Annotated in this window: 2 protein-coding genes; both read right to left on the bottom strand. The window is 34.4% G+C overall.

The genetic code is table 11. The features are described 5' to 3' along the window. The coding region (locus ACF91D_RS30560; protein ID WP_392438503.1) for a polysaccharide biosynthesis protein at positions 1–253 on the bottom strand (253 nt) is incomplete at its 3' end. A 30-nt stretch (positions 254–283) separates the two neighbouring features. Continuing rightward, positions 284–1,079 (bottom strand): UDP-N-acetylglucosamine 4,6-dehydratase family protein (locus tag ACF91D_RS30555; RefSeq protein ID WP_392438502.1); only part of this gene is annotated, 796 nt, incomplete at its 5' end.

Below are 1,079 nucleotides of genomic sequence, written 5' to 3'. Positions count from 1 at the left end.
GTTTTAAAGCTGCTGCATGAAAAACGAAGTCCGCGCCCCTAATCGCACTTTCAATGCTAACGACGTCTCTAACATCACCAATATAAAATTTTAGTTTGTCACTATGGTATTTTTTCCTAAGTTCGTCTTGCTTTTTTTCATCTCTTGAAAACACTCTTATTTCCTTAATATCAGTATGAAGGAATCTTTTCATAACAGCATTTCCAAATGAGCCAGTACCACCTGTAATTAAAATCGTTTTATCTTTAAACATTACATCACCCATTCATTAATTTTTCTACACTTACTTTTGATTTGTATATTTAATTATTTTTTCTTTTGAAAAATCAGACATTAGATCATTAATTACAAACTGAACTTTCTCATATGGCATTTCATCCACTTTGCCCCTATAAATTTTTTCATACACTTGTTCAGGATGAATTTCGTTTTCATTTAAAAGTTCTTCGAATAATTTTTCTCCTGGTCTTATCCCTGAGAACTCTATACCAATCTCTTCTTCTGTCTTTCCACTCAATCTAATTAAATTTTTTGCTAAATCAACAATTTTTACGGGTTTACCCATATCTAATACAAAAACTTCTCCCCCTTGAGCTAATGCGCCAGCTTGTAACACGAGTCTGGATGCTTCGGGTATTGTCATAAAGTATCTTGTCATTTCAGGATGAGTCACTGTTACTGGACCACCAGCTTCAATTTGCTTTTTAAATAGAGGAATAACGGATCCTCTAGAACCCAATACATTACCAAAACGTACTGCAACAAACCTCGTTTTGGTATTTTCATCATTTAAACTTTGAATTACCATTTCTGCTATCCGTTTCGTAGCGCCCATCACATTCGGAGGATTGACAGCTTTGTCCGTAGAAATCATCACAAATTTACTTACTTCTGCTGCCTTTGCAGATTCTGCAGTGTTTCTTGTCCCTAAAATATTATTTTTTATAGCTTCAATCGGATTATATTCCATTAGTGGTACATGTTTATGTGCCGCCGCATGGTATACAGCATAAGGTTTATACTTATTCATTACTTCTGAGAGCCGTTCTTTATTTTGTACATCTGCAATCACTGGTATA

Source organism: Staphylococcus sp. 231237_7MaSpsaltlick, assembly GCF_043107035.1.
Note: the sequence above shows the minus strand (reverse complement) of the source record. Positions and strands in the feature narration are given on the sequence as shown.